The following is a 25,434-nucleotide window of genomic DNA, read 5'->3' as shown; positions in this document are numbered from 1 at the left end:
AGAGCGTTTCCGCCCTCCGGCATATTTCTAATAAATAACCTTGCTGCCCCTCTCGGTCTTTACGACATCCAAATTCTGGGGGAACCTGGCTTTCATAGTAGGATCATGCGTGATTGCCATGATTTTAATGTTTCTGTACCGGCCCTGGATGGTTTCCAGTGCGTCACAGTATGCCTGAATTCCGTCCCCGTCCAAAAACGGCGGTTCGTCGATAAAGAGCATCCCCAGCTGGATCCCGGCAGATGATGACTTGATCTCCGCAAGGGCAAGTATCACCGAGAGGGAGGATTTTACCTTTTCGCCTCCTGACTTCGACAGATACGGCAGTACAGATTTCCCATATTCTTCAATGAAAATATCCAGAGAAACCTTTTCCTTTCCGTTTTTCAGCACCCTCTCCAGCCGAAATTCCACGCCCATTTTCCCGCCGGTCATCTGCCCCAAAATGGAGTTGGATGTAGCCGTGAGCTGCGGGATAATGGAGCGGATAATCTGATGGGGAACACCGCTCTGACTAAATGCAACTTTCAGAGCGTCATAATCTGCCGTTTCTTTTGCGTATTCCGTCTGCTTTTCTTGCAAATCCACAATCTCTTTTTTCAGTTTGGAAATCTGATCTGATTTCTGCTGCAGAGCGCCGATCTTCATCTGCTTTTCCCGTACCAGGGCATTGATGGAATCCACTTCCACATTCATGCCGGCAACAATGCCAGCAAGTTCCTCTATGCTGCTCATGACTTGCGCCTCTTTGTCTGCCTCAGCCTGTTTTTCACTGATTTCCGCCTCGATCTCTGCCATTTCTGCCGCCAGTTCAAGCACCCGGCCCATTGCTGTCGTCTTCCTTTCCTCTGCCACCGGAAGCTGCTTTTCCTTTTCAATCCATGGCCCGAGCGCCGCGATCGCGCTCAGTGCCTGTGCATGTTCCTCCGATACCTTGGCGTACCGGTCGCGCTCTTGCTCGGCCTCTGTGCCCTTTAATTTGGCCTCCGCAAGCCTTTTTTCTGCCCCGAGTATATTTGACTGCAAATGCTGTATATCAGCTTCCAGCAGGGCAATCTTGCCTTCCCGCTGGTTGATGGCTTCAAGCTTTGCCATGTAGGGCTTCAACTCGGCTATCCTCTTCGATACTGCCGCCACTCTCCCGGCATCAAAGGGCAATCTGGCCAGCTGCTCTTCTAACTCGGCAATCCGCTGATCGAGGGGCGCCGTCTGCTCCCCATAGGCTCTCTCCAATTCCGCATAGCGTCCGGGATAATCTTCAAGGGCCTGTTTTGCCGAAATCGCATCTGCCAGAAATCCGCATTTAGCCTGGGATATATCCACGCACTCCACATTGGAGAGCAGCTCTGCTTTCTTTTTCAGTCCGGCCTCTTCAAGCTGCAGACGCTTTACATCCGAATCATGCCGTGTGGTGATCTGCTGTAAATCGTACCTTGCCTGTGTCAGCTGCTTCTCCACCGCCCGGTATGCCCTTTCCTGCTCATACGCTTCATCCAGCAATTTCTTCTGCCGTTCATACTCTGCGGCGTTTTCTTTGATGACTGCATCCTGATCCGAGGGCTGGGCCCACGACAGCTCATTTTCTTTTTGCTCTATCCTTGCTTTGAAAGCATCAATAGCCTCCTGCTCGGATGCGGCCTGCCTTGCAAAACCTTCCGCCTCCCGTTTCTTTGCAGAATACAGCGCGGATTCCCTGGCCAGGTTCCTTTCGCGCTCCATGAGGGCGCTATACTCCGCGACCTTCCCCTCAATCTCCTGCCGGCTGTCAAGAATAACCGAGCAGCTATCTATAATCGCCTGCTGAGTGGCTCTATTTTGGCCTGTAGCAGCCTTTTTACTCTGCAAAGTAGTAATAGATGCCAACAGCTTTGTCCGCCTTTCTGCGGCTTCCTGCTGATTTGTCAGGAGAAGCTTATTTTTATCCCGCTCTGCAATCTTTTCCTGCAACCTGCTTTCGTATCCTTCCAGTTCCGTCCGGCAGTTCTCCAGTTCTTCCTCCGGATTTCCAAAGCTGGATATCGTACTCCTGTGGATCTCGACCTCCTGCTTCAGTTCACGGTTCTTCGCCCCATATACCTTTGCCTTATCCTGGGCGATTCTCTCCATGATCTGATAGACACCCAGGCCGAGAAGTGTTCCGAGGACTTCCACCCTTTCCTCCGGCTTGGCCTGCAGGAAGAGCCCATACTGATCCTGCATGATCAGCGCGCAGGACTTGAATGTGAAGCTATCCATGCCGATGATATTCAAGATCTCCTGTTGGGTATCGTTCGCCCTTTCCTTTGAGCAGTCTTTCCATTCCCCTTCCATGAAACACGCAATGTTCAGCGTTACCTTCCCGGAGCGGGCCCTGGTCCTTGTCACCCGGTATTTCTTTTCCCCAATACGGAATGTAAACATAATGGCGCCGGACCGGACCGATTCATCATTCCGCAGCCACGGAGATCTCCCGGTATCGTCCTTGATGATGCCCTCTCTCGGCTGCTCATAAAGGCAGTCAATTATGGCGTCCATGAACAGGCTGCTCTTCCCGGCCCCGTTCTGCCCATTGATGGTGCAGAATGTGATATCCTCAAAATTAAAGGTTTCATCCTCATAGTTGCGGTAATTCTTGACCGAAATTTCCACCGGTTCAAATATCCCAGTATTGACCGCCGTCGGCATATTTGCCTCTGCCTCTGCGATAATGGGCCTTGCTTTCAGCACCAACTCCTGCACCTTTTCCGGCTCCATCTGCTTCTCTTCAAGATATTTGATAAGATTGGCTTCCGGATCCGTGGCTCTGGCCAGCTCTGTCCGGTTTGCAAATTCATCTATTTTATCCGGGAGGATCTCCCATACCATGAAAGCCCCGTCTTCAAGCAGCGTCCTCTCGATCAGCGCCTTATTCAGCGCTTTGCTGTTCTCCGCGGAGCAGCTATAATGGATCCGGACAATCTTATCTTTCACGGCCCCGTTGTGCCGCCAGTAATTGTATGCCACATCATCCATGTCTCCGAGATTGATCGCTGTGATATCCGTGTCAGTAAAATTGAAAGTGATGAATTCTCTGATCGGTGTCTTGAAAAACCGGCTGTCCCATCCCCCAAACGGCATATCCGTGTGGATCCAGAATCCCCGCTCCTGTCCTTCGTCATTGAAATTCATGGCATTTATGGCGCCGGAGTAAAACCAATACTGGTTCATCAGGTTCTGCGGTCTGTGGATATGTCCCAGGGCTACCAGATCATACCCTGCCGCCAGCAGAGCTTCCTGAGGGATGATCGGCTCAAACTGCGTCAGCATCATCGTCTGCCCGCTTTCCGTATTGCACCCAGGAACGGTATAATGCGCCATAAGGATTTTTTTCTTACCAGGTCTGCACTGGGCCCGCATTCCGGTAACGATATTGGAGAGTTCCTGCGTGAACACCTCATTTTCTTCCTCGCTGGAGAGGCCGGGGAACTTTGCCCGGTAAACTCCCCTGTCAAATCCTGGGAGGACCGCTATGTCAGCATCCTCAAATGTAAGAACCTCCGGCATGGCGACAATATGGACATTCGGAACGCCCTTGAACATTTCAGAGAGGACGTTAAACTGTGCAGCTCCGTCATGATTCGGGGTACCGCGCATGATCACCACTTCCTTAGAAGCTGCCGCCAGCTCCTTGATATAGTGAGTTGCCATGACAATCTCTTCGCAGCACCTGTCGGACCAGAGCCGGCCAACGTGGAACACATCACCGGAAACCAGAGAAAAATCCGGATGCTCCTCCTTTGTCACTCTTATCAGTTCATCCATGCAGCGTTTCGTATCCTCTGTGCGGAGATTTACCCCATCCCTGACCGGGCTTCGGAACGTCCCGAAATGCCAGTCTGCCGTATGTAATATTTTCATAAGCCAAACGCCTCCTTTGCCACTTTCATTACCTCGATCATATGATCCAGCTGCAGCTTCAGATTTTCAAAAACAGAATCCTCAATGCCGCAGAAATCTATCCCGTCACTTCCCCATTCCTCTCCGACAAAGAGAATGTTCCCCATGATCGGATGGCCGTGCCTGTCAGTTTCATAGAGATAACTGCCAACCGGATTCGGCTCGTTTTCCTTTAACAGCCCCTCCTCATCAATCAGCATACTTATACACTGCCCCGGCACTTTTGTCGGGCGGTTTTTCATATGCAGCACTGTATACAATCTGCTCGGCATGATATGCTCATAAATATCGCAATGGTTCCCGATCAGTTCCCGCAGAAACCTGTTCTCTTCCGCATATCCCCCGGAAGGGAATTCATGCACTGTCAACTCTAGATCCGGTGAAATTTTAATCAGCTTCATCACTTCCCCGCTCCCTTCTGGCACTTCATGCAAAGCGGCCTCCCAAATTTATTAAGGGAATACCCATACACCCTTTCGTTGATCTCCGCTCCGCATTCATCACAGAAATATCCGCTGGATTCTTCGCGGGGCGTCTCTGTCTGCTGGGCCGGCGGCTCCCGGCGTTCTGAGGTCTCCTGTGGCGGTGCCTGCTGGTATTGCTCCTGAATATCATCATCTTCTGTACTCTGCTCCGATGTAAAAGCCGGATTGCTCAGATTTTCCTCCGGATCAAAAGCCTCATGGACAGCGTCCTCGAAAATCCCCATAGAGCTGATTGCCGGCGGCGCTGCTGCCGCGCCGAACATATTCCCCATAGAATTCATTCCCTGCTGCAACATTGCCTGCCGCACAGTGGCATCCGAGTAATCCGGCGAGAATGTGACAGTGGGAACCGCAAACGGCTTTTTCAATTCGTTCAGCTGGTATGTACCTTTGATTCCCAGCAAAGCCCGGATAACCCGCAGGATTGCCCCCGTCTGTGCCTTTTCAGATGCCGTTTTCCTGAGAAGCGTCATGTTTACCAGAATGGAACGCTCAATGTATTTTTCCCGGTCACAGTCTGCAATCACATAATACTTTTCCGGTTTGTTCCATTTGTCCCGCTTCTCCGGATCCTCCCGCCATTCTCCTTTGAACATATCCGCTGCGGCCTTTGCTGCTCTCCAGTCATGGATCCCCATAATGGATTTATCCATGAATTCGAGGCGGTATTTGGATTCTTCATCATCCAGACAGATCCGCTTCGTTTCTGCGTGTGTCTTGAAAGTCCCGTCCGGGAGCCGGAGTGCTCCATATGCCTTGCCGACATAAGTATTTGCATTTTCCCGAAAGACCGTTGTGTACTCCGGATGGAACTGGACGCCCGCCGCAGTCGCAAGCTTCATCAGGAGCGGCTTTGCCGGGGAGAAAACGTCTGCATAGATTGCTTTTCCGTTCCGATCCTCCCCGGTCTTGATATTTCCGACCTTAAAAATATCGCCGGAGTTCTCAGAGGTGTCGGCCACAACCTCCATGACCGTACATTTGTAAAAGGGATTGATCTGCACTGATGTAGCTGCCGGTATCAGCAGATTGCAGTTCTGGTATTTTGACTGGATTTCAGTCAATGCATAAGAATTGTCCATAGATTTTCCTCCATATCGTCATTGATTTATTTGCTAAATCATGCCCTGATATGGTTTTCCGTAGAAGCCGCCCCGACAATCTGCCGAGTGCTCTTTTCCCCATATTCTGCATGTTTATAGCCATTTTCATTGTCCTCTTTACCATATTGAAAAATTCCGCTTGCTTTATCCGGCAGGAACTGCTACAATATGGTTATCCGTAGGGGCGCTCTGGCAACTTGCCGAGTGCTCTTTTTCCATGTCGCGCAGCGCCCTGCACAGATCCATCGTGAATTTTGAGAACGCAAGGCTCCGCACATACTCTTCCGTCAGCTTTACCAGATACCAGTGCTGCAACACCACCGGCCTCCGTTCCCGCTGATAGATATACTCCTGCTTGCGCCGGGCGCATTCTAAAGCCTCCTGAAGCTGTTCATCTGTTATTGCGAAGCCCAGCAGTTCCTCTACCTCCTGCCTTTTCATGTCCTGTTTCTGCATACATTCCATCCTCCAACGCATTCAAAAATATATTGATCATCTTATAAGCCGCCCAGGCCACCATGGGGATAAAAAGATACTCTCCTCCGACAGCATCATAGCCACGCTCCAGATAGGCATAGCGTATAGCCCATTTCCCGGCCATGTATGTAACTGCCATAACATAAACTGCCACGACCGCCGGCCGCCCGATCCACTTCCACCTGCTCATTTCCCGCCCTCCTTATCCGTGTAAAAATAATGGTTGCCATGTTGGAAAAGGAATTCCAAATTTTCCTCATGCCAGGTGGATTCACTCTCACTCTCGAAGTAGGTAGCACCCATACTTTCATCCCATCCATCCACTTCAATCAGAGAAAGAGCCTGCCAACAATCGGCATCCGGCTCCACTCTGTCAAACCTTCCGCTGGCAACGGGGCTGAACTGCCTTTCCTGATAGATCACTTCTTCTACAGAATCAGGAAATCCACCGGCTTTCACACGGTTTAGAACCACCAGCATGACCAGCGCCTTCCCCTCCGTATCCTCACTTTCCGCCTCTGCCATAGCGATTTTGGCGAGAAGATAAGAATCCTCCGAGCTCCGGCTCTCGCTTTCCGTTTGTGGCGGTTCCTCTGCTGGCTCAGGCAATGAGACCGTTTCAACTGATAATCGTCTCTCTTTTTCTTTGATCCCCGGCTCCTCCTGACAGATTGCAGCTTGCATATCCGCCCTCTGCCCTACTGCCGGACTTGCGCCGTCCGTGCCCGCCGTACTTATAAATGCCGCTGCAGACAACACCACCAGGCCTACCACCGCACCCAGGCTAACAACAACTTTTGCTTTCACACCGAACCTCCCCGCTGTCGAACGCAAAAGCAAGCTGCCTCGCTTTCGGTTCCATTTTCAAGTGCCGGCTGAAAAACTCCTGTTTCTTTTCCGCTTCCTCCCAGCAATCGCATTTTTCGCCCGGATCCAGCGTAGCCCCGCAATCCGGACAGATTTTGTAAAATGCCATGACACACCTCCTATTCTTCAATCATGCACCGCTCCAAAAAATACTTTCTCGGTACTTTTCCCTGCGGATACGCCGGCGTCAGCTTGCCGGCTTCTATGAGTTCCTCCCTGAGCTTTCTTATCAGCTCATAGGCCTTATTTTCTTTGCAACCGAGATACTCCATAACCTCTGCAACCCCACAATAGTATTTCCCGGGGGAAGAGATCACGCCCGGCGCCGCTGCCAATGCTCCCATGCAATCCCTCCTTCCTACCATGTCGCACGGACAACATACGGATTATCATCAATCTCCGGATCGTAGTAATCAACCTGGACCGGGATGCCCGCGCGGACAGCATCAACAATTCCCTGCACTTCATCCAGCGTCCGCATCTCCGAGCGGGGCGGCGCCTCGATCTGCACCTCCAGCGCTCTCCGCAGATAGGCCATGGCACCTTTCAGGTAAAAGTCTCCGTAGTGTGTGCGAAAGTGCATATCCCGCTGCACATCACCCATTCCCTGCCCTTGCAGTGCATAGTGTTTCAGAAAGCCCTTCACAATGGCGTCTTCGTCCAGATTGTCATGGGCCAAATCAAACAACCATGTTGCCTTATCTTCCAGCCATGCTTTTGCCATGGTCACACACCCTCCTTTGATAAATCCCTCATTTCCAGCTCTCCCGGCTTTAATCCAAAAAAATCTGCTATTTTATGCCTTTCCGCAGGACCGATAGGGAGTTCTAATCCAAACCGCACACATTGCTTCCATTGGCTCATTGTCAGCCCCATCAAAAGGGCTAATTCTTTATCGCTAATCTCATACTTGGTCTGCAAAAATCGGACATTTCTTATGTAAAGCGGTTGGACCGGCCGAATTGGTTTGGCAATCAATTCATCTACAGTAATCTGGAAATGAAATGCCAGATCAACAACCTTTTGCAAATTCGGTTCACATTCCCCTTTCTCATATCTGCTGATAGTCATTTCTGTCACAAAAAGCATATTGGCTATGTCTTTTTGCGTTTCCCCGTTTTTTTCTCTCAGATACTTCAAGTTTTGTGCTAAATACAACTTTCCACCTCCCACTGCCTATCCACATTGGATTCCGATTTGGATTTGGATTCGGATTGGATTACGGACGCACTTGCCAGCAATCGCTGTCAAATGTCCGCATATTGCAGGCAAGATATTACAGATTTTTCTTTACCCACAGCTTGAGGCTCTGCGCTATCTGCTCCAGTTCCTCCAGATTTTCGAGCACCTTATTCAGATCTCCTTTTTCGTCCTCCGAAATAATACCGTCCTCTGTAATATCCAACAGCAAATCCTTTGTTTCTCCAATTTTTCGGAAAGTAGAAAGTGCCTTGATTGATATCCTGTCAAGATCTGCCAGATCGGCTTTGGGCATTTCTCCACCGAGAGGGCAGATATTCGTGCAGTAATAGTTTTCCAGTTCCGGCGCATTATACAAATCCGCCATGAGGCGTATCTCTTCAGGATAGGGATTGGTTATTCCGCTTTCAATCCTATAAAGGCGTCCCCGGTCAATGGACATTATGTCTGCCGCCCCTTCTCTGCTGCTTAATTGCTCATTGTGTGCTGCCGCCGCGCAACGTGCCTTATAGAACACGTTGGAACTTGTCTTTGCTGCTATATTTGCCATTTTGATTTTCACCTCCATGCTTTATAATGAAATAAAGTCAATTTTTTATGGACTTTCGTGGCAAAAAAACTCTGTCGTTTTATCACAAGCATTGGAGATGCTGACTGCCATCTCAAAGCTAAGTTTAATATTCCCACGCTCCAACTCGGATACCCATTGCTTTGATTTACCGATTCTTTTTCCGAGTTCAGTCTGTGTCAGCTTGGCATCTTTACGGGCATCTTTTACCCTTTTTGCTGTGTTGATGGTAATGGCATCCACTTTTTCGCCCTCCTTTCAGTCCATTTTCTATGGACATTTTAATATTAGTCCATTAAATATGGATTGTCAATGGTTTTTGACAATTTTTTTTGGACTTTTTCTTTCGGAGGTTGAAAGTCCAGTATTTTTGGACTAAAATACATTAAGGAGGTTGAATGCGTATGGCTGTAAGTGGAGAACGGATAAGACAGCTCCGGAAAGAGGCTGGACTTACACAAGAAGCTCTTGGGAAAAAATTGGGAGTCATAAAGCAAACTGTAAGCAGCTGGGAGAATGGCATTTCAGAGCCTAACAGCGAAATTTTATCAAATATGGCTTCCATTTTTAAGATTCCTATCGGGTATTTATACGGGGATGCATCTACCGGTATCGATTATAAGAATTACCAAATGGACGCTCCCCAATTTACATTTGAATTCAAAATGAAAATAAGGGATTTGCTGGCAGAAAAAAAGATATCCAAAGACAATTTTGCAGAGATGCTTAATTTTAGCAAAGAAGAAGCTGACGCTTACCTATATGGCAACCGAATGCCATCCATTGAGGATCTGATCAAAATTGCTGGAGTCCTTAATGTGTCAACAGATTACTTACTAGATGTCTCGCACCGAAAACGCATCACAGAGGAAGAAGAAGCACTCCTTCAATCATTCAACCGCTGCGATGATGAATGTAAAAAATATCTCTTAGCAAAGGCAGGTGTTTTGTGCGTAGAGGGTATCTCGGCAGTTGCAGCTGGCGAATACGGAAAATACGCCGATGAAGAAAAAAATCCCGTCCTTCGAGTGGTACCGGAGGCATCGGGGCTTAAAAAAAATAGAAATTCACATATACGAAAACTGTGCTTAGAGGGGAAGTGAACATTATGAGAAAATACATCTTCATACTGCTTTGTTTTATTATGCTTTTCCTATCCGCATGCGGAACTTCAAAAAAAGATAGCGTTCCAAGCGACAAGGCCGTTTCCTGTGCAAATAAAGCAATCGAAACAGCAGAGAAATACCTATCCTATGAACTCAATTATAAGGAAGCCAAAGAAATAATAGATGACTTACAATCAGATATGGAATACGTGAGCGATCTTTCCACGGAGGATCCGAATTATTTTCCGGATTCTAATATTCACACTGCTATCATGGGATTGTCAATCCACCTTATAGATGATAATTTCAAAGGCTCCGATGAAACATATTCTAAAATTCAGGATGATATAGAGGAATTGAAAAAACTGATAGATTGATATGTAGGTACTTTTCCCAGGAAGGAGGAAGCTGCCGTGCCGGCCTATAAGTACACCTTAAAAGACGGAAAAACCACACGCTGGTATGCCAACTTCTACTTCACGGACTGGACCGGCGAAAAGAAGCATATCTGCAAACGGGGCTTTAAGACGCAGCGCGAGGCCAAAGAGTATGAGCGCTCATTCCTGGATCAGCAGAACAATACCAGCGATATCCTCTTTTCCTCCCTGGTGGAGAACTATCTGGAGGACATGTCGCACCGGTTGAAGCCTACCACAATGGAAAATAAGCGGTTCATCATAAAAGGAAAGCTGCTCCCCTACTTCGGGAATCTGAAGGTATGCGATATTGACACCATCAAGGTCCGAAAATGGCAGAACGAATTGATATCCTACCGGGATGAAGCCGGGAACCCCTTTTCCCAGACATATCTCAAGACTGTTAACAATCAGCTGTCCGCCATCATGAATTATGCCGTGGCCCATTACCGGCTCTCCGCTAATCCGTGCCGGGCCGCCGGCAGCATGGGGAAGAGCCGAGCCGAGGAAATGAATATATGGACACAGGCACAGTACGAGCAGTTCTCCGCCGCCATACAAAAATCCTCTGTAAAGCTGGCCTTTGATGTGCTCTTTTACACCGGAATGCGGTCCGGGGAGCTGCTGGCCCTTACCCCTGCAGACATCCTCCCTTCAAAACGGATTGATATCAATAAAAATTATGCAAAAGTAAATGGGGAAGAATTATTCCTGGAGCCGAAAACGCCCAAGGCTAAAAGGTGTATATCCATACCCGATTTTCTATACGATGATATTCAGGAATACATGGCAAAGCTCTATGGGATTGAACAGGGGGACCGGATATTCTATTTCACAAAATCTGCCCTGGATAAAGAGATAAAGCGGATCGCCGCCAAAGTGGGGCTGCCAATTATAAGAGTCCACGATCTGAGGCACTCACATGCCAGTATGCTGATTGAAATGGGTTTTGCCCCATTGGAGATTGCGGACCGGCTGGGGCATGAATCCGTGAAGACCACACTGGATACCTATTCCCACCTTTACCCGGACAAGGATCAGCAGCTGGCAAATCGGCTCAATCAGTTCCGGCGAGCGGCGCCGCCGACAGAAGAAAATTCTTGAACTTTCCCGCAGATTGTGCTATTCTTTAGATAAAGAGAGGCGCCTGCTGGTAACAGACGCCCCACGGGAGCTACCGATAGACGGTTAGCCCGATTCATAAGTTAACAGCTATAGCCGCTTACCTTGTCACGGGAGGGCGGCTATTTCTGTGGCTTGTTACTATCTTTACCGAATGTATATCCGATACCAAAGCAGGTCAAGCCAAAACTTAACACCGCAATAAGTCCCAAAATATCCATATGGCTCAGCCCTCCTTTCCCAGATTCCCTTTCAGGTTTCTATGTAAACGGAGGGTCACAGTCCCTCCGGGGAGGGCTAACCGCCTACCATCCTGGTAGTCCCAAAGAGATATTACCACATTTCGACAGGGATTTCAACCGCATCCATTTTGGAGTAGGAAAAGTAGCTGGCTCTATTTTCAACATCATATTAACATCACAGAGATATAAAAAGGACTGAAAACCCTTATTTTATCAGGTTTTCAGTCCAAATGTCCACTATTCAAACTCAATCGTCGCCGGCGGCTTCGGACTCATGTCATAGCACACCCGATTCACATTCTCCACCTCAGCCAGTATCCGCTCCGTAATCCGCTCCAGCACATTCCAGTCCGCCTTCTCCACAGAAGCCGTCATGGCATCCACGGTATTAATAGCCCGGATAATCACCATGTACTCAAACACTCTGGCATTATTTTTCATGCCCACCGACTTGAAATCCGGTACCACCGTGAAATACTGCCATACCTTTTTGTCCAGCCCTGCCTTTGCGAATTCCTCCCGCAGAATCGCGTCAGATTCCCGCACTGCCTCCAGCCTGTCTCTGGTAATGGCTCCCAGGCATCTCACACCCAGTCCCGGTCCCGGAAAGGGCTGACGGTATACCATATCATGGGGAAGACCCAGCTCCACGCCGCAGGCACGCACTTCATCCTTGAACAGCTGCTTCAGAGGCTCCACCAGCTGGAACTTCAGATCTTCCGGAAGTCCGCCTACATTGTGATGGGATTTCACCATCTTTGCCGTTTTTGTTCCGCTTTCAATGATATCCGGATAAATGGTCCCCTGTCCCAGGAAATCGATTCCTTCCAGCTTTCTGGCTTCCTCTTCAAAGACCCGGATAAATTCTCCGCCGATAATCTTCCGTTTCTGCTCCGGATCGGCAACCCCTGCCAGCTTGTCCAGAAAACGTTCGGAGGCATCCACATAAATCAGATTGGCATGAAGTTCATCCCGGAATACCTTCACCACACTTTCAGACTCATTTTTCCGCATCAGGCCATGATTCACATGAACACATACCAGCTGCTGCCCAATCGCCCTGATCAGCATGGCCGCCACCACGGAAGAATCCACCCCGCCGGACAGCGCCAGCAGCACTTTCTTATCTCCGACCTGCTGCCGAATCAGCTCTGTCTGATCTTCGATAAAGTTCTTCATGTTCCAGTTGGCTTCCGCTTTACAGTCCTGGAAAAGGAACTTCTTCAAAGCATCCTGGTCCGGAATACCAGCAAGCTGCGTTGCACATTTCGACTGCGGATAGTCAATGGAAATCATGGGATAACCCATCCCGTAAAGTTCCTCACAAACCTCCACCGCCTGTCCGTCAACCACGCGGTTTTCCCCGCCATTTAAAATAATACCTTTTACATTGGGCAGGTCTCTTAACGCTTTCGGCGTTATGTCATGGGGATGTATCTCACTATAGACGCCGAGAGCTCTGATTTCCCTGGCCAAAACCGTATTCTGGGTACTTCCCAGATCCAAAATTACAATTAAATCCTGTCTCATGATAAAGCTCCTTATCTTTTTTAACAACAATGTACAGTAACAATTCCGTTCTTTCGCAGGCTGCGGCTTTTGCATTCAGTATAAAATGATAACAGCCGGAATGCAACTGTTTCTTCCGAAAGTTCTGTCATTTTCCGACATTTCTTCCGGATGCTCTGCTCCTGCGCAATATGGAAATGTCATCTGTCATCGGATGGAAACAATTCCCTCACCGGTTCTATCCCCAGCTCCTGCAGCGTTCTGTAGGACATTTCCATGGCTTCATCCCACAAATCCTGCGGCGAATGGCAGTCTGAACCCACCATCACCCGGACAGGTGCCTGTGCCACCATTTTCCAGAATCCTTCATAAGGATAGGGCTGGCGCACACCGTCCGGATAGCTGTCCGGCGCCCAGCGCAGGCCATTGGCATTGTATTCCAGAATCGTATCCGTAGCGACTGCCGTGTCAATGATCAGATCTGCCGCCCTTCTGCAATCCTCGTTCCAGACAAAATGATTCAGCATATACAGGTCCGGGTGCGCCACTGCTTTAAACAACCCTGTGCGCATTCCTTCCGCCACAGTTTTTGCATAGGCGATATACTCCTGTGTGGAAGAGGTTATTTCATAGGTATTGGCCCGCCTGCCTTGCGGATCTATGTAAAAATGCTCGCCCATCAATAAATATTCCACCTTGTGTTTCGTCAGCAAATCTTCATAATAATTGCGGTACTGCGGTAGATACTCAATCTCCAGGCCCTTCCGGATGACCAGCTTCTCCCGATATCTTTCCCGCATTTCCTCTACCGCTGCCAGATAATCCGCCAGCTCTTCATAAAGCATCCGCCTTCCGAGATCCACATCCGGATAAGGTGCATGGTCCGAAAAGCCCAGCTGTGAAAGTCCCTTTTCCAAGGCTTCCTTTATGTAATCTTCCTCGCTTCCTTCTGCATGTTTACAGCGTTGTACATGAGTATGAAAATTACTTTTCATTATTATAATCCGCCTTTCTGCTCCCATTTCCCTTATTTTAATCCCAACACCCTTTAACGTCAACCTGAATAATCCTCCGGTCGTCGGAAAAAGATTCCTTATGCAAGCTTGAAAACCTCCTCTCAAAGTGATAAGATAAAAAGTGCCGGCTGCGGACCTCCTCATAAGGTGCGGAGGTGAATCCCATACATTGGAAAGGAGCAGAATGATACAATGAGTTATATTCAGCACAAATCAGAAGAGTCCCTGGAAGATTACCTGGAAACCATACTGATCTTAAGCAGGCGCCTTTCCGGTGTTCGGTCCATCGATGTGGCAAACGAACTGAATTTTTCGAAACCCAGCGTAAGTGTCGCCATGAAAAACCTGAAAGGACGCGGATATATTACAGTGGCAGAGGACGGATATATCAGCCTCACCGCCTCGGGAAAAGAACTGGCCGAAAGCGTATATGAACGCCACACATTATTAACGCAGTGGCTGGTACGCCTGGGAGTGGATCCTGAAATTGCCGCCAGCGATGCCTGTAAAATGGAGCATGACATCACTCCTGAAAGCTATGAGGCCATGAAAAAATGTATTAAAAGTTTTTTGGAGACACAGCCTGCTGATCCGCCTCCCTGCTTACACTGAGTCATTCTGCTTCCCGGAATGACAGGCAGCGCCCATGGGACAATTGGCACATCCGCATCCACAGGATGATTTTCCCTTTTTCTTATTGCGTATCATACTTGTGACAATAGCCGCCACCACTGCAATCAGTATTACACTGATGATGATTGTGGCTGCATTTTCTGCAATCCAGTCAAACATCCGGATACCTCCATCTTTATTATGCTGCCATTTTACCACTTTTAACGCCTGTTGTCAGCCTGGTGGGCTCTTTACAGGGTCTGAAAAGCATATAAATCATCAACACAAGTACCAGAACCGCGGCAATGAGACCAATTATATTAAGATTGCCGGCAAAAGCCGAACCGATCTGATAAACCATCAGAGCGACTCCATAGGCCAGCAGACACTGATAACCAATGGCAAACCAGGTCCATCCGGCATTGTTCATCTCCCGTCTGATCGCACCAATCGCCGCAAAGCAGGGTGCACACAGGAGATTGAATACAAGGAAGGAGTAGCCTGCAGCCATACTGAAGTTCTCCGCAATCTCAGGCCAGCCGCCGGGATACAGAATCCCCATGGTACCCACAATGTTTTCCTTTGCCACCAGGCCGGTAACTGATGCCACCGCCGCCTGCCAGTTTCCCCAGCCAAGAGGTATGAAAATCCATGCAACGGCGCTGCCGACAGCAGCCAGAAGAGACTGAGCCAATTCTTCCTCCCCAAGCATCCGGAATCCCTCCGATGTGAAGCCGAAATAAGTTGTGAACCACACAAGGATTGTGGACAACAGGATAATGGTACCCGCTTTCCTGATGAATGACCATCCTCTTTCCCACATGGAGCGCAGAACATTGCCCACTGTAGGCAGGTGATAGGCCGGCAGTTCCATGACAAAGGGCGCCGGTTCGCCGGCAAACTTTTTCGTCTTCTTTAACATAATACCGGAAATGATGACAGCCGCCATTCCCACAAAATATGCCGAGGTTGCAACCCATGCGGAACCTCCGAAGATTGCGCCTGCAATCATGGAGATAAAAGGTACCTTTGCTCCGCAGGGAATAAATGTGGTGGTCATGATCGTCATCCGACGGTCGCGCTCGTTTTCAATGGTTCTTGATGCCATAATGCCGGGAATGCCGCAGCCCGTACCGATCAGCATGGGAATAAAGGACTTTCCGGACAGGCCGAATTTGCGAAATACACGATCAAGAACAAAAGCGATACGTGCCATATAACCGCATGCCTCCAGGAATGCCAGAAGCAGGAACAGAACCAGCATCTGAGGCACGAAACCGAGCACTGCCCCCACTCCCGCCACGATACCGTCATTGATCAGCCCTGCAAGCCATTCGGCAGCTCCTGCCTTCTCCAGTCCGCTGCCCACAAGAACCGGTATGCCGGGAACCCATATACCATAAGCTGCCGGCTCAGGCGCTTCCCCATATTTTTCCACAACGGCCAGTGCTTCCGTATATTCCGCATACGTTGCCGTCTCCTCTGTCACTTCCAGCGTTTCCTCGTCTTCTGACAAATAAGGAAAGTCTCCTGTGGGCGCCGCCCCGTTTTCTTCTGCATATGCATTATAACCCTCCACAATCAGAGCCGCACTGCCATATTCCTCTGCCGCTTTCCCATATGCGGATGAGCCGATGCCGAACAGATGCCAGCCATCACCGAACAATCCATCATTCGCCCAGTCTGTAGCGGCGGTCCCTACTGTCACCATGGACAGATAATATACCAGAAACATGATAACGGCAAAAATCGGCAGGCCCAGAAAACGGTTCGTAACCACTTTGTCAATCTTGTCAGAATGAGACAGCTTTCCGGCAGATTTTCTCCGCAGACATTTCTTAATCACTTCACCGATGTAAATATAACGTTCGTTGGTGATAATGGATTCCGCATCATCATCCATCTCCGCCTCTGCGGCTCTGATGTCTGTCTCGATATGTTCCAGTATCGTTTTCTCCAGCTGCATCTGTTCCAGAACCTTATCATCACGCTCAAACAGCTTGATTGCATACCATCTCTGCTGTTCCTCCGGCATATTGTGAACTGCGGCTTCCTCAATATGTGCAAGCGCATGTTCCACTGTTCCGGAAAATGTATGCATGGGAACGGTCTTACCGTTCTCTGCCGCGTCTACAGCCGCCTCTGCAGCCTCCATGACGCCGGTTCCCTTCAAAGCGGATATTTCCACCACCTTGCAGCCCAGCGCCGCTGACAGCTCTGCAGTATTGATTTTATCGCCGTTCTTCTGTACCACATCCATCATGTTGATGGCAACTACCACAGGAATGCCCAGCTCCACAAGCTGTGTGGTGAGATACAGATTCCTTTCCAGGTTGGTGCCGTCTACAATATTCAGAATTCCGTCCGGTCGTTCACAAATCAGATAATTCCTTGCCACCACTTCTTCCAGTGTATAGGGCGAAAGGGAGTAAATACCAGGGAGATCTGTAATGACAACCCCGTCATGTTTTTTCAGCTTTCCTTCCTTTTTTTCTACCGTTACACCCGGCCAGTTCCCCACAAACTGGTTGGAACCGGTCAGGGAATTGAACAATGTCGTTTTGCCGCAGTTCGGATTGCCTGCAAGAGCTATTCTCAAATCCATATTTTTCATCCTCACTATTCTAATTAGTTAATTCTAACCCTTGTTCAAAAAAATTCCCCCATTACTCTACTTCAACCATTTCCGCGTCTGCCTTACGGATGGAAAGTTCATACCCCCGTACAGTGACTTCAATGGGATCTCCCAACGGTGCAACCTTACGAATCTGCACCTCCACCCCCTTTGTCAGCCCCATATCCATGATTCGACGTTTGACGGCACCTTCCCCGTGAAGCTTTACCACTTTCGCCCTGTCTCCCACATTCACCTCTTTTAATGTCTTCATTTCCGCTCTCCTTTTTGTTAACCCTTTTTACACTCCTGTACCGCCCGAAACTGCCAGCTGCCTTTATATCCGTATTCCGTGCTGACAAATCCCCGGCAAATCAGATCATGATCTTCTGAGCCATCTCCCTGCTGACCGCAATGCGGGATTCCTTCACATTCACAATCACATTGCCGCCGATAGCGTTTACCACAGTGACTGTTCCTCCCACCACAAACCCAAGAGTCTCAAGATGCGATTTGACTTCCTGTTTTCCCCCGATCTTCTTAATAATGTTCTCTTCTCCGGCTTCTGCCAATGTAAGCGGCATCATCTTTCCCTCATTTCTGCGCGGCTCCTTTCGTTTCTCAGGTCTGCGGATGCTGCGCGGACGCAAACCTTTCTGCCTTCTCAGGAATATGTATTGGATTAGTTTTCACTAACTCCCGGTGTAAAATATATGGTTAGCAGCATCTAACCATATATTATAATATGATTTCCGGGAAAAATTGTCAACAGTCTTTCCGGCATTTTTATAATTTCGTCAAATCGCCCTTAAGTTAGTGTATGCTAATCATCTGTTTGTGTAAATTTTAAGAAACCCTGAAGGATATATCATCAATAATAATCCGCCGGACAGGCAGGCACGCTGCTCCTGTCCCAGCTCATGCCGCTCATGGCACCATAGGTGTCATCAGACAACAGGTAAAATGCCCTGAACCCTGACTTGTCATTTCCCTGTACGTCGATAATATACCAGTTCCCATCAATGCAGACCTCATTCCACTGGTGGCTGGGGTTCATTGCATATTCGTCTGCATGGACATAATAGCATCCTATCCCCATGGCATCGCACAGGGCTTTCATTGCCCTCGCATATCCTGAACACTGGGCTTCATAGTAGACCAGTGCACCCCAGGCCGTATTGGCCCGATTGTATCTCCAGTCCGGGGCAAATTCACAGATACTGCACAGATAATCATGCGCGGTTTCCACTTTATCATAATCGCTCATGGCAGAGAAATCATAACTGTTAAGGTAGGCCTGTACCGCGTCGGCCACCTGATCCAGCTCTGCCTGTGACAGTTTCGGTCCATATATGCTTCCCGGACTGTAGTTCCCCGGCGGGTATGTTCTTGCAGGTGTCTGCGGCGCAGACGGAGCAGTCTGGCCCAGATTGGCGGATTCTTCTTTTGCCTCTTTTGTGGCTTCCTTCATTGCCGCTTCCATCACTTTCCTGTCCACAAAGAAATACGCCACCGGCAATACCCGGTCTCCCTCTACTTCGTAAAGGTACTCATCCATGTACTGCTGTCCGTCCATGGTCTCCGCACACATAAAAGCCATATAGTCCTGTTGAAAATTCAGTCCCATATATCCGTCCAGCCGGTATTCAGATACGGTCTCTATTGCATACCGGTTTACCGCCTCCTCTATCCGGGCCTCCAGTTCAACAGATTCGGGAACCTGACTTTCCGCTTCCAGGTCAATGAAATACACTTTGCTTCTGTCTGTCCCGTCCACATAATACAGCCTGTCACGAAACAGGTTCATGAACACTGCATCCGTCTCGACAACGATCTTTTCCCCGCTGCCGTCAAGCCCCATGACGCGGATGGAATATTCCTCGTTTTCCATCCCCAGATAATATATTCTGTCCTTATATATGGTGGGCATGTAGGCGTGAACCTCATTGATCCTTGTCATCTCCCCACCCTCCCGGGGCACACTGTAGAGAAAATGCTCCTCGGAGTCCAGTGCAAAATAAACTCTGTCCTTATAAATACAGGGAGTCACAATGGGCTGGTCCACAAGAACAGTCTCTTCCATGCTGTCCAGAGATAACTTTCTCAGGCTGTTGTCAGAAGTATCCATAAAATACAGCTCCCGGTCTGCCGCCATCAGATATTCCACGCCGCCTTTTCGGATTTCTGTGACCTGGCCGCTTTCCGGGTTGATCTCTATGACAGACTCCTCCTGCGCGTTGTTGGCATAAATCTTCCCATCCACCAGATTCAGCTGGAGACAATAGCCATCCACAAGCTTGTCGGAAATGCCGGTCTTTCTGTCAGTTCTGTATACACAGTTATCATATCCATGGTAGAGGTAGAAATAATTGTCATCCTCCAGGAACAGTCCGCCGCCCATAATATTTCCTGGGGTGTTACCATATACAGTGGTGTCCGGTTCCGTTTCCGGAGCTTTCATTTCCTGCGGTGCCGTTTCTTCCTGTGCTTCTGATACTTCAGATTCTTCGGATTGTTTTTCCGTCTCCTTATCTTCCTGCACTTTGTCTGATATCTCTTCCACGGAAAAAGATTCCTCCATGGAAGTCTCAGCTTCAGATATGATTTCTTCACCGGGTGCCTTATGGGATGTACGGCCGCAACCTGATATTGCCGCTGCCATCGCGATTCCCAGGATAAAAATGATGTATTTTTTCTTCATAAACACCTTTCCTCTTTCTCCGCATTGTTTTGTCTGATCATTCATTCAACAGTCCCTCAACCTTAACCGGCACAAGGATAACATGGGACTCCTCAAGATAAGGATATTTTGAATATTTCCATATCTCTATGCCGAACCAGTCCTTTACCACCAGGCCATAAGTGCTATAATGTGACATGTAAATCTGTGCATGTGACAGGATTTCTTTCTCCAGATCTTCCATATCCACATTTTCCGGCAAGGCCTTTTCATTCTGCAGACATTCCAGAGTCATATGGAGATACTCCTTTGCCATATCTTTATGTATTTCGTCAAATTGGATGTCGAAAGATATTTTTATTTCAAAATTATTCTCTTTGTTGTCTCGATTTCTATATGTAAATGCATTCACTGTCATCCAGTCACTCATATATGTATGTATTCCACTGCTGTCCACAAGCAGCGTTTCAAAGTCACTTTCTGTGGAAACAGCATCCGGATGCTCAAAATAGTTAATAACCTGATCATCCCTGTCTGTGATATATTTTATTATCCTGGTACTCAACGCACCTTCCTCTCTTCCTGTCCCGCCCTCTCCTAGATACGTCTTATAGTCATCATAACTGTTAAATTCTTTACAGGTAACTTCCGGCTGTTTTATCTTGCAGAATACTCTGTCAAGCTCCGCATACTTTATGATATACTTCGAGGACCTTTCCACTTCAATTGCCAGTCTGACATTTCCCGCATCATATACCGTACTTGCTGTTCCGGTTCCCACAACCTCCATTAATCCTGCCGCCAGTTCCTCACCGCTTTTGAACTTTTCCTTCAGTTCCGCATTATCCGCCGCCTGAATAAAAGAGTACAGAAGCTTCATACTCCCATCCTCTGCGCTCAACCCTTTCTCCGGGTGAAACTCATACCTGACACTCATTACGGTATCAACGGCCCCTGTGCTGCTGTCATACATGGAATACCCCACGCATGCCATCCTGTAAGAATTCTCCAAAACCGTATACTCTAATTCTTTATTATAAGCAAATTTCTGGTTTTCCGTCAATTCATAGGTTAATCCGCTGTCCGTAAATGCCGCGATAATTTTCTCCATCCTGCCCGCCTGATAAGCTTCCAGCTCCTCATAAGAAGTAATCTCCGTGCCCTCTGCGTTCCGCAGTCCGCCGGTTCCGCTCTGGGCGGTATCCTGCCCGGTGTTTTCCTGCTCTTCCCGCATTTCTTCCCCCTGGCTGGTAACCGTTTCCTTTTTCCCGCAACCTGTCAGCATCATTGCCGCCATAGCCACTACTGCCCATCTTTTTACTCTCCTCATCTTACTTTCCTCCTGAATTTATCTTCTCATTTTCCCAAATTGTCTGACTTCCACTTTATCTGCCGCTTTTCTACTATGCCGCAATCTCCGGAATCAGGTACAGTCCCTCTTTCCCCTCTCTCCTTCCCGGAATTCCTTTTCCTGCTTCCTGTATAAGAGAGCACCTGAAATGCCAAAAGGTTTCATCCAAATGTCATATTTGTATAAATTATGTTCATTTTAATGCTCCTATGGATTATATCGTATCCTTTTATTTAACGCAACAAAAATATATGCAATATATTACCCACATAATATATAGATAATGTGCAATATTTTATATTGATACTAATATATACATATAAATTTGTAGCAGTTCAATATTATGTTAATATTTTCACAATATCCGGAGGGTTCGGAAATGATTTCATATGATCCGTTATGGACTACCATGGAAAAACGCGGCGTCACCAAATATCAGCTAATCTACCATTGGGGAATCAGCAGCAATACTTTAAGGCGAATAGGCCACGGGGAAGCGATCAGCTCCCATACTCTGAATGAATTATGTCTGATTCTGGACTGCAGCGTCCAGGATATTCTGCAGTTCAACGCATCAGAGGAAGAGCTGGCCTCCATAAGCCGGCGGAAAGAAGAAATCGAACATTTCAGAAGCAGGAAGCGAAAAAAGTAAGATTACTATGTTCCGGTTTTCCGTCTTGCCACCTCTCCCGTCGTCCCCTCCAGCTCCTCTGGAATCTCAATCTCATGATAATTGCAAAAGCTCTCAGCCATAACGTTCAGTCTCCCGTTCACCGTTTCCAGCTCTGCGAAGTCGCTGCCGCAGAACCGCCTGTAGTTCTCATACAAAGCATCTTCCGACCTGAAGAATTCCCACCATCGTCTGAAAAGCGCAGGGCTGATTTCCGCATCTTCAGCCACATCCGCAAGATACAGAAGCATGGGAATGGAAATCCCCGTCAAACCTTTATCCTTTTCGGGAAATGCATCTGTCAGGTACTGTACCGCCGAACGCAGTAAAACGCTTTGCTTATCACTGCAGCAGCCTCGAATGCTTTCCCCGTACTCCGCCAGACCTTCCTCCGAGAAATTTTTCATTGCAAAGCCGACGATATACTTCCTGTCAAGAAGCATCATGGCCTGTAACAGGCAATTCCGGACGGCACTTCCTTTCAGCTGTTCTTTTGTAAGAGAAGCGCTTTCCGTAAAGAATTCTGAGACAAGCAGTTCGTTCAGCAGCATTGCCAGGTCTGTTCCTGTTTCTTCTCTGCCGGCTTGTACCATGGCAGGGGGAACCGCCGGATTTAACCTGCGGAACATTTTCTTTATAGTGTGGCTCATTGCCTTTAATATCCTGACAGTCATGCTTATCCCATTCCTGCACATAAAACTTTCTCCTTCCGTCAATAAGAGCATTTTGCTTTGCCTTTATACAAGAGAGACGAAAAAATGCGAGAAAGTTTCAGAAAAAAGATTTTTTTATTGCTGTCCCCAAATGGTATTTTCCAAAAAGTCATGTTATAATATATCCATATTTTTCACAGAAAACGGCCCCGGGCCATAAGTACCATATACGATAAAGATTCTGCATTTGCGGAGGCAAAGTATTATGAGAGTTTCTGATTTAATATATCTGGCATCCCGGTATTTTAAAATGGGAATTGTGGCTGCGCTGTTTATCATGTTTTGCATTTTTACAGGCTACTTTTTAATCTATAGAAAATTGTTAAACGGCCAGAAGAAAATTATATGGAAAAAGTTTTTATGGTATGGAATTCTCATATGTTACCTGTGTGTTGTCTTAGGTGCGACCTTGTTCAGCCGCGGGGATTACTGGTATAACAGCAGAATTGTACCACTTTTTTATTCTTATAAAGAAGCATGGATTCATTTCTCAGATTCGGCATGGAGAAACATTATCCTGAATTTCTGCATGTTCATTCCCCTTGGCCTCTGGCTTCCGCTTGGAATAAAATGGCTGCGCAGCTTTTGGAAAATGTATCTTGTTGGATTCGGTTTTTCTTTCCTGATTGAATGCATACAGTTGTTCCTGAAACGTGGAATATTTGAGCTGGATGATATTATGGGCAATACCGTTGGAACAATGATTGGATATGGTTTGTCTGCCATGGGGCTCTTTTTTGTCAGCAGAAAAGAAAGGAAAGCCTCAAATGCTGTATTTGTCATGCTTTTGCAGCTGCCTCTCCTTTTCACATGCGCTGTATTTGGAATGATTTTCTGGAAATATAATACGCAGGAACTGGGAAATAATCCCTATAGATACATCGAAACCTATGACAGCGCCAGGATCCATGTGACGGGAAATAGTGCCTTCCGCACAGAAGAACCGGAGCTTGCAGTGTATCAGGTGGAGACCCTGACAGTAGAAGCCGCAAAAGGAAAGGGAGAACAGATTTTTGAGGCATTGGGGACATCTGCAGACGCGTCCCGGACTGATGTGTATGATGAGACAATCGTCATGTGGTCTGAAGCAGGAAATTACAGTTTATGGATCGATTATCAGGGCGGGACTTTGGAATTCACCAGTTTTGATGTCCTTTATCCGGATGATCAGGTCAGACCGGAGCCGGTAGCCGGAGCGGATGAAGCTGTCATTCGAAATGCACTGTGTGCAATCGGAATCGAAGTACCGGAAGGCGCCGATTTCAGCAAGTCTGAACCTGGTACATATCGCTTTGACGCTGTGATGACAGAGGCGGATGGCGCAATTGTGAGCGGAACCCTTATGTGCCAATACTATGGAGAGGAGAAAGGAATCGGAAAAATATCGAACTCTCTGATTACAGGCACTCCCTACAGAACCTGTGCGGCCATCAGTGAGCAGGAAGCATATGAGAAAATCGTGCATGGAGAATTTGCCTATATGGGAGATGCATTTCTGGAAATTCAGGTCGAGTCCTGTTCGCTGGCATATTCCCTGGATTCAAAGGGATATTACCAGCCCAATTATGCGTTTGCATGTACGATTAACGGGGAAGAAAGCCAGATTATGATTCCTGCCGTCAGGAATTAGTTATTTTCTTTACCGGCATGTTGGGAAAATGATTGTTTTTCTCTCTTATTGTTTTGGACGCTGTTTTCATCATTATTTTTGACTGGGGCGTGGTTGGTGCTGCCAGTGCAACCGTAATCGGACAAATTTTTTCTGCAAATCATTTCCATTTTACTAAGGAGATGCTGAAAGCCTTTTCCAGACTCGATATATAGATTTTGTACTCAAAATATACTCAAATCCCGGAAAGCCAATAACCATGCGGCTTTCCGGGATTCTCCCATCTATTCAAATTCGGCGTGTTCTTTATTACTCTTAACTATTTTTGTTTAAGTTTTATGCGAATACACGCCCATTTTTACATCAATTACATCATTTGGCTTGCTGATTTTCTGTTGCCAAAATATTGCCGCCTTCACTTATCTCTATAATGAGAACCACATTGGACAATCTTTATCGTATTATCCTCTATACGATAAACAATACGATTCGCATCATCTATCTTTCTGCTCCAATAAGCTGCTAAATCACCACTTAACCTTTCCGGCTTACCTATTCCATCATATCCGTTCCGATCAATATCCTTCAATAACTGAAGAATACGCCTTAACGTTTTCTTATCTTGCTTCATCCAGTATTCAAAATCTTCCCATGCCGCATCTGACCATGACTTAATCATCAAAATCTACCTCATGTACTGTGCCGCCTGTAGCTTCCATCTGTGCTACCGACTCTTTTAGCCTGGTCATATTTTCCTGCGAATAAAAAGGATCTACAGCCACCTCAAAAGGTATTCGTTTTTCACGCCCAAGTTTTTTGAGATAAATATTAATTGCCGTAGACAAAGACATGCCAATATCGGCACATGCCTGCTCTGCCATTTTTTTTACATCATCCTCTATACGCAAACTAATTTGAGCCATTACATCACCTCTTTCTTAATAATAATACTAATATATTCTATATTAAAGCATTTGTAAAGCATTTTACTATAATAAATACCCATTTCTATTGACAACAATTTACTGCCTCGTAAACGGTAGATAGTGAGTACCTATACAAAACAAGAGCAAACCTGTATGATAGAAACAGATTTGCTCCAGTCTTTATTTCACTTCACCTTTATCAGGCTTGCGGCAATTCGCTGGCAGGCCTGGTG

At 47.5% G+C, this 25,434-nt stretch carries 29 protein-coding genes; 6 read left to right on the top strand and 23 right to left on the bottom strand.

Features of this window, described 5'->3' with window-relative positions:
- Positions 1-27: 27 nt before the first annotated feature.
- The 12 genes from NSB25_RS19955 to NSB25_RS19900 form a co-directional block, all read right to left on the bottom strand.
- On the bottom strand, positions 28-3,876 hold the full coding sequence (locus tag NSB25_RS19955; protein WP_103241084.1) for an AAA family ATPase: 3,849 nt from the start codon (positions 3,874-3,876) through the stop codon (positions 28-30).
- A complete protein-coding gene (locus NSB25_RS19950) occupies positions 3,873-4,340 on the bottom strand; it encodes a hypothetical protein (RefSeq protein ID WP_242982539.1) in 468 nt (155 codons plus the stop codon). The genes NSB25_RS19955 and NSB25_RS19950 overlap by 4 nt, the downstream gene beginning before the upstream one ends.
- On the bottom strand, positions 4,316-5,482 hold the full coding sequence (locus NSB25_RS19945; protein ID WP_103241086.1) for a hypothetical protein: 1,167 nt from the start codon (positions 5,480-5,482) through the stop codon (positions 4,316-4,318). Before NSB25_RS19945 ends, NSB25_RS19950 begins: the two co-directional genes overlap by 25 nt.
- A 165-nt stretch (positions 5,483-5,647) precedes the next feature.
- Positions 5,648-5,959 carry a hypothetical protein gene (locus tag NSB25_RS19940; RefSeq protein ID WP_146040119.1) on the bottom strand — a complete coding sequence of 104 codons (312 nt, stop codon included), beginning with the start codon at positions 5,957-5,959 and terminating at the stop codon, positions 5,648-5,650.
- Positions 5,895-6,170: a hypothetical protein gene (locus tag NSB25_RS19935; RefSeq protein ID WP_103241088.1), complete on the bottom strand. Its 276-nt coding sequence runs from the start codon at positions 6,168-6,170 to the stop codon at positions 5,895-5,897. Before NSB25_RS19935 ends, NSB25_RS19940 begins: the two co-directional genes overlap by 65 nt.
- Entirely contained in the window at positions 6,167-6,787 is a 621-nt protein-coding gene (locus NSB25_RS19930; RefSeq protein WP_242982535.1) for a cell wall hydrolase, read from the bottom strand. The genes NSB25_RS19935 and NSB25_RS19930 overlap by 4 nt, the downstream gene beginning before the upstream one ends.
- Entirely contained in the window at positions 6,765-6,956 is a 192-nt protein-coding gene (locus NSB25_RS19925; RefSeq protein WP_103241089.1) for a hypothetical protein, read from the bottom strand. Before NSB25_RS19925 ends, NSB25_RS19930 begins: the two co-directional genes overlap by 23 nt.
- A gap of 10 nt (positions 6,957-6,966) precedes the next feature.
- Complete coding sequence (locus NSB25_RS19920) at positions 6,967-7,191, bottom strand: transcriptional regulator (protein ID WP_242982536.1); 225 nt, start codon at positions 7,189-7,191, stop codon at positions 6,967-6,969.
- 14 nt (positions 7,192-7,205) lie between these two features.
- Complete coding sequence (locus NSB25_RS19915) at positions 7,206-7,571, bottom strand: hypothetical protein (RefSeq protein ID WP_103241090.1); 366 nt, start codon at positions 7,569-7,571, stop codon at positions 7,206-7,208.
- 2 nt (positions 7,572-7,573) lie between these two features.
- A complete protein-coding gene (locus NSB25_RS19910; protein ID WP_103241091.1) occupies positions 7,574-8,020 on the bottom strand; it encodes a helix-turn-helix domain-containing protein in 447 nt (148 codons plus the stop codon).
- 103 nt (positions 8,021-8,123) lie between these two features.
- Positions 8,124-8,597, bottom strand: coding sequence for a helix-turn-helix domain-containing protein (locus NSB25_RS19905; RefSeq protein ID WP_172455197.1), 474 nt, complete (start codon positions 8,595-8,597; stop codon positions 8,124-8,126).
- A gap of 45 nt (positions 8,598-8,642) precedes the next feature.
- Complete coding sequence (locus NSB25_RS19900; protein WP_207656179.1) at positions 8,643-8,858, bottom strand: helix-turn-helix domain-containing protein; 216 nt, start codon at positions 8,856-8,858, stop codon at positions 8,643-8,645.
- Positions 8,859-9,019: 161 nt separating this feature from the next.
- Here NSB25_RS19900 and NSB25_RS19895 point away from each other — a divergent pair, with 161 nt between their 5' ends.
- The 3 genes from NSB25_RS19895 to NSB25_RS19885 are packed head-to-tail and all read left to right on the top strand — an operon-like array spanning position 9,020 to position 11,241.
- Positions 9,020-9,718, top strand: a complete 699-nt coding sequence (locus NSB25_RS19895; protein ID WP_172455198.1) for a helix-turn-helix transcriptional regulator — start codon at positions 9,020-9,022, stop codon at positions 9,716-9,718.
- Positions 9,719-9,723: 5 nt separating this feature from the next.
- Positions 9,724-10,098, top strand: a complete 375-nt coding sequence (locus tag NSB25_RS19890) for a hypothetical protein (protein WP_103241094.1) — start codon at positions 9,724-9,726, stop codon at positions 10,096-10,098.
- A 36-nt stretch (positions 10,099-10,134) separates the two neighbouring features.
- Complete coding sequence (locus tag NSB25_RS19885; RefSeq protein WP_103241095.1) at positions 10,135-11,241, top strand: site-specific integrase; 1,107 nt, start codon at positions 10,135-10,137, stop codon at positions 11,239-11,241.
- 497 nt (positions 11,242-11,738) lie between these two features.
- On the opposite strand, the gene guaA is transcribed toward NSB25_RS19885, so the two are convergent.
- A complete protein-coding gene (guaA, locus tag NSB25_RS19880; RefSeq protein WP_103241096.1) occupies positions 11,739-13,031 on the bottom strand; it encodes a glutamine-hydrolyzing GMP synthase in 1,293 nt (430 codons plus the stop codon).
- A gap of 179 nt (positions 13,032-13,210) precedes the next feature.
- Complete coding sequence (locus NSB25_RS19875; RefSeq protein ID WP_172455199.1) at positions 13,211-14,005, bottom strand: histidinol-phosphatase; 795 nt, start codon at positions 14,003-14,005, stop codon at positions 13,211-13,213.
- A 213-nt stretch (positions 14,006-14,218) separates the two neighbouring features.
- Here NSB25_RS19875 and NSB25_RS19870 point away from each other — a divergent pair, with 213 nt between their 5' ends.
- Positions 14,219-14,638, top strand: a complete 420-nt coding sequence (locus NSB25_RS19870) for a metal-dependent transcriptional regulator (RefSeq protein WP_103241098.1) — start codon at positions 14,219-14,221, stop codon at positions 14,636-14,638.
- Here NSB25_RS19870 and NSB25_RS19865 read toward each other — a convergent pair.
- The 6 genes from NSB25_RS19865 to NSB25_RS19840 all read right to left on the bottom strand — a co-directional run bounded on the left by NSB25_RS19865 (position 14,630) and on the right by NSB25_RS19840 (position 21,262).
- Positions 14,630-14,818, bottom strand: a complete 189-nt coding sequence (locus NSB25_RS19865; RefSeq protein WP_103241099.1) for a FeoB-associated Cys-rich membrane protein — start codon at positions 14,816-14,818, stop codon at positions 14,630-14,632. The two genes, NSB25_RS19870 and NSB25_RS19865, sit on opposite strands and share 9 nt — an antisense overlap.
- 19 nt (positions 14,819-14,837) lie before the next feature.
- Complete coding sequence (gene feoB / locus NSB25_RS19860; protein ID WP_103241100.1) at positions 14,838-17,243, bottom strand: ferrous iron transporter B; 2,406 nt, start codon at positions 17,241-17,243, stop codon at positions 14,838-14,840.
- Between the two features lie 61 nt (positions 17,244-17,304).
- The gene (locus NSB25_RS19855; protein ID WP_103241101.1) at positions 17,305-17,526 is read right to left on the bottom strand and encodes a FeoA family protein; all 222 of its coding nucleotides are present in this window, start codon (positions 17,524-17,526) and stop codon (positions 17,305-17,307) included.
- 100 nt (positions 17,527-17,626) lie between these two features.
- Positions 17,627-17,839, bottom strand: a complete 213-nt coding sequence (locus NSB25_RS19850; RefSeq protein ID WP_103241118.1) for a FeoA family protein — start codon at positions 17,837-17,839, stop codon at positions 17,627-17,629.
- A 284-nt stretch (positions 17,840-18,123) separates the two neighbouring features.
- A complete protein-coding gene (locus tag NSB25_RS19845; protein WP_242982537.1) occupies positions 18,124-19,953 on the bottom strand; it encodes a DUF5050 domain-containing protein in 1,830 nt (609 codons plus the stop codon).
- A gap of 37 nt (positions 19,954-19,990) precedes the next feature.
- Positions 19,991-21,262 (bottom strand): LptM family lipoprotein, encoded by a 1,272-nt coding sequence (locus NSB25_RS19840; RefSeq protein ID WP_103241102.1) that lies wholly within the window; start codon positions 21,260-21,262, stop codon positions 19,991-19,993.
- A 400-nt stretch (positions 21,263-21,662) separates the two neighbouring features.
- On the opposite strand from NSB25_RS19840, the gene NSB25_RS19835 reads away from it, so the two are divergent.
- Entirely contained in the window at positions 21,663-21,935 is a 273-nt protein-coding gene (locus NSB25_RS19835; protein WP_103241103.1) for a helix-turn-helix domain-containing protein, read from the top strand.
- A 5-nt stretch (positions 21,936-21,940) separates the two neighbouring features.
- On the opposite strand, the gene NSB25_RS19830 is transcribed toward NSB25_RS19835, so the two are convergent.
- Entirely contained in the window at positions 21,941-22,648 is a 708-nt protein-coding gene (locus NSB25_RS19830; RefSeq protein WP_146040120.1) for a hypothetical protein, read from the bottom strand.
- 223 nt (positions 22,649-22,871) lie between these two features.
- On the opposite strand from NSB25_RS19830, the gene NSB25_RS19825 reads away from it, so the two are divergent.
- Positions 22,872-24,296, top strand: coding sequence for a VanZ family protein (locus NSB25_RS19825; protein WP_103241106.1), 1,425 nt, complete (start codon positions 22,872-22,874; stop codon positions 24,294-24,296).
- A gap of 394 nt (positions 24,297-24,690) precedes the next feature.
- Here NSB25_RS19825 and NSB25_RS19820 read toward each other — a convergent pair whose 3' ends face one another.
- Positions 24,691-24,954: a Txe/YoeB family addiction module toxin gene (locus NSB25_RS19820; RefSeq protein ID WP_103241107.1), complete on the bottom strand. Its 264-nt coding sequence runs from the start codon at positions 24,952-24,954 to the stop codon at positions 24,691-24,693.
- A complete protein-coding gene (locus NSB25_RS19815) occupies positions 24,947-25,198 on the bottom strand; it encodes a type II toxin-antitoxin system RelB/DinJ family antitoxin (protein ID WP_016292713.1) in 252 nt (83 codons plus the stop codon). Before NSB25_RS19815 ends, NSB25_RS19820 begins: the two co-directional genes overlap by 8 nt.
- Positions 25,199-25,434 lie beyond the last annotated feature (236 nt).

This window comes from Acetatifactor muris, assembly GCF_024623325.1.
Taxonomy (GTDB): Bacteria; Bacillota; Clostridia; order Lachnospirales; family Lachnospiraceae; genus Acetatifactor; species Acetatifactor muris.
Note: the sequence above shows the minus strand (reverse complement) of the source record. Positions and strands in the feature narration are given on the sequence as shown.